Source organism: Aeromonas sp. QDB25 (assembly GCF_027707725.1).
In the GTDB taxonomy this organism is placed as follows: Bacteria; Pseudomonadota; Gammaproteobacteria; order Enterobacterales; family Aeromonadaceae; genus Aeromonas; species Aeromonas caviae.
The window spans coordinates 1-3747 of record NZ_JAPCIZ010000148.1 but is presented as its reverse complement, the minus strand read 5'-3'; the positions used below and the strand labels follow the sequence as shown (position 1 = coordinate 3747).

Below are 3747 nucleotides of genomic sequence, written 5' to 3'. Positions count from 1 at the left end.
ACGTCAGTGGGAGAGATCTCACTAAAAACTGGGAATAACGCCTTAAATGGCGAAGAAACGGTCTAAATAGGCTGATTCAAGGCATTTACGGGAGTAAAAAATCGGCTCAAACATGAAGAAATGAAATGACTGAGTCAGCCGAGAAGAATTTCCCCGCTTATTCGCACCTTCCCTCAGCATTTCGCTCGAAGAGCGATCCGATGGCCCCGGAAAAGGCCATCAACAGCATTGAACTGGCGACTGGCCGCCGTGAACTCACCGGCGAGTGCGGCAAGACAAACGCCTGCCAGTACGCACCGCTTGCCTGTTACTCCTGCATCCGCTTCACGCCCTGCTTCGATGCCGACCACAGCATCAACCTTCGTTTTGCAGAGTCCGAGATCATCAAATACGAAGGTGGCGGCCTGCCCTTTCGGGAGCTTACCAACCAGTTCAAGGCGGCCAAACACTACATCATGCTGGTCGTGTCGGAGGCCAACCAGTATCAACATGCCCTCGCCCAACAGGATCCCGGCCATGAACCGACCCGTTGACCTCGACCGATTCAAATACGAACTGGCTCTCAAGAAATGGCAAGCCGATTGCCGACAGCGCATGGCGCAGCGATATCCCACGATCTCGTATGATGCCAACCGCTGGATCCTGAAAGGAGTCACCCTCACGGACTCGCCCAACCTTACCTTCAGCTCGGTTCTGGTCGACTTTGCCGACAAGCACCCAAGCTTTGCCGAGGCTTTCCGTTGCCATGTTGCGGAGACAATACTCGGGGAGAAGGTCAGTAACAGCAGACAGTACGCGTTTAGGTTACGCTTGCTTCGGTTTGCCCCTGCAGACAGCCTGTTTGACCTCGATCACGCCGCCCTGCGAGCCATCGAAGCAACTCTACTCCAGCGCGCCCGCAGCAATCCGGGTTCTGCCCAAAGAACATTGGTAGCGCTTAAACAACTCGGCCAAACCTTGGACACGTTCGCAGCCAAAGGCATTTTGCCGCGCCTACGATACCGCTTAAAGTCGGAAACCCACACCGAGCTGTTGGCGCTGCGAAGATCCAACCTGACGCAAACACGGCAGGCCAAGGTCTCAGCGCTCGGCCGAAGGATCGAGGCGCTCAATGAGGCGTTCAATGCCCTGTTAGCCAACGACGCGCGCCTGTCCGCCGGGGATCGGGTCGCTATCGCGATGATGGGGCTGTTGATGTGTGCCCCCTCCCGCATTAATGAAATTCTTTGCCAGAGCGTTGACGATCATGTGAGCATCGACGACTACGCGCGGCGTGCGCCGGACAAGGAAAGCGACAAAGTACACGCGGCGCACCAGATGCTGCTTATCACCATGAAGGGCAGCAAGGGAGCGCAGTGGAGCGCCAAGCCCGTGCTCAACTTCATGATCGACTTCTTCCACTATGGCCAGAAGATCATCCTGGCGCATGGCGAACGCTCCCGAATGCTCGTCCAGTGGTACCAGCAGCACCCCGACCGACTCTACCTGCCTCCCGAACTGGAGCATCTGCGCGGCGCGAACCTCACGGCACGCTCGCTCGCAAACATCATGACCCTGTCGGATCAAGATAACGATTCGCCACGCCGAGTGGCTAAGCAAATGATGACCAAACTCGGCACTAAGCGCTTCAAAGTACCGAATCCGAATCCCATCAATAAAAACGGAAGATCGGCCAAACATGCAGAAGTCGACGTCGCCCGCTGGGATGACATCGAGCCGCTCCTGCTGGCCAACGTCCGCACTGCGTTGGAGAGTTGCCGCATCGTATCGATGGATAACCACTACAAGGGCGAGCTGGCGAAGATGCTGTTTCTATTCGATCATGGCACATCTCCCTACCTTCCCGGCGCCGCCAAATACGGCTTCATCCTGCACCGATTGAAGCAATCGGTATCAGTACGACAGAGCAAAAAGCAGGCACCCACCCTCTTCGAAAAACTTAAGATCATGATGCCAGTCAACGGGGTCACGCAGATCGCGGCAATCAACACCCATGACCCGCGCCGCTGGCTGACAACCATGGCCCTGACCTACGGCGAAAAGCTCTCCAACGTGCTCATCAACAAGTGGGCCAACCGGCTCAGCGTTGCGCAACTCTGGCACTACGACTTCCGCTCAGCGGAAACCAAGGCAGCGGCGAGCACCATGCCCGAACCTGTGGAGCTGACCGAACTCTCGAACGGGCTGACGTCCTGCCGCAAGCTGGAAGACGAGCATGGGCCCAAGATTGATATTGTGACCGTCCACGACTCCGGGATTAGCGGGACGACCATGGACGCCATATCGACTGCCACCGTAGACCGGCCCATCGCCAGGACGGGTGAACAGATCATCATCATTTACCCTACCTGGTATGGCTTCTGCGCGCATCAACACCATGAAAAACCCTGCCGCGCCTATACCTCATGCCTACCCTGCAACAACAATCATCTGGTCAAAGGTCACATACCGACCAATGACCGGACGAGAGCACGCGAAGGCGAGTTGCATGCCGCCATTCTGAACATCGTGGAACAGATGGTGATCATTCATGGCCGCGAAATTGCGGACGATCAGGAAACCCTAACCCAGCACCTTTATCACTTGGTCGAACGCGGGCTGACCCCAGCGCAAATGACGGACGAGTTGATCGCGCGCTTCCACGACATTAAACACCTGATCAAGGACACTGTGATCAAGAACATGCTCCACGAAGCCTTTGTGGCAACGGGCTATGTTGATAGGTTGGACAGTCCGACGATTACCAATGGTGCCTTGATGAAGTACCACAACCCGACACATCATGCCGCTCCCGGTGTGGAGCGGGCGCTGGATGCCTACGGGGGCCATGAACGGATCGAGCAGGAGCGGCTTGCCATGATCGAGCAGTACCCGCAGTTTGCCCCGACGACACTGGGCCTGAAGGATGAGCGATCCCTGATCGCGCCCGATGACGATTACGACGAACGTGATGATAGCGAGGACACCACAGATGAGTGAGCCTGCCAGCAAGCTGGGGCGCAAAGAAATCTTGACCGAGCAGTTGGCGCGGAAGATAGCCAGGATGGTCTCACTATTCCCGGATTCCCAGATACCTGTCACCTGGGAAAACGTCATGACACACTCGAAGAAAAAATTTGGTCATGCGTTCAACCGGCAGATGCTTAGCCAGAAGGAATGGAATGGACGCAAGCTCATTGCCGAGGCGTTCAGCGAAGCCAAGAATATCCAACGCCGGATGCACAACGACACCGCGCCGAAATACAAGACGGCGGCGCGTTCTGTCCTTCAGAAGAAGATCGGTGAATTGGAAGCAAAAAACCTGGCGCTTCGGGAAGAACTGGAAACGGTCAGAGCGCAGCAGGTCGATAAATTGGATGCCTTTCTGAATACCACAAGCAGGGAAATCGACCTGCGCAAGTTGCTTGATGCATTTTACGAGGCGAATAAATGAGCGAAGGGATGTCAAGGAAACGTGAAATAAATGGGAGGGTCCCCCCGGCGGTTTTATGCCGTGGGAGAGAAACCGTTTATGCCGCGAAAGCCCGTGACTGACCGTAGCGACCCAACACTCCCGGCTACCTCACCGCGAGTGCGGGGTTTGGGGCTGCGTGCCCAAGTGTTGATTCGAGTTTTTACAAAAGGCCCCTTCTGTAAGCAATGCTGATCAGTTAAGGATCCATTGACCGATCCTTCTGCTGTAGGACAATCCGGAACCAATCACTGGTTCCGGATTTTTTATGTCTATTGCAAACGATCTGAACGATG

3 protein-coding genes are annotated in these 3747 nt (G+C 55.6%); all 3 read left to right on the top strand.

Annotated elements, in window-relative coordinates; translation table 11 throughout:
* Nucleotides 1–200: 200 nt before the first annotated feature.
* Genes PG883_RS22765 through PG883_RS22755 form a run of 3 tightly spaced genes read left to right on the top strand, consistent with a single transcriptional unit; the run spans nt 201 to nt 3433 of the window.
* A complete protein-coding gene (locus PG883_RS22765; protein WP_270808321.1) occupies nt 201–533 on the top strand; it encodes a hypothetical protein in 333 nt (110 codons plus the stop codon).
* Nucleotides 517–2979, top strand: coding sequence for a hypothetical protein (locus tag PG883_RS22760; protein WP_270808319.1), 2463 nt, complete (start codon nt 517–519; stop codon nt 2977–2979). Before PG883_RS22765 ends, PG883_RS22760 begins: the two co-directional genes overlap by 17 nt.
* Entirely contained in the window at nt 2972–3433 is a 462-nt protein-coding gene (locus PG883_RS22755) for a hypothetical protein (RefSeq protein WP_270808317.1), read from the top strand. The genes PG883_RS22760 and PG883_RS22755 overlap by 8 nt, the downstream gene beginning before the upstream one ends.
* Nucleotides 3434–3747: the final 314 nt, after the last annotated feature.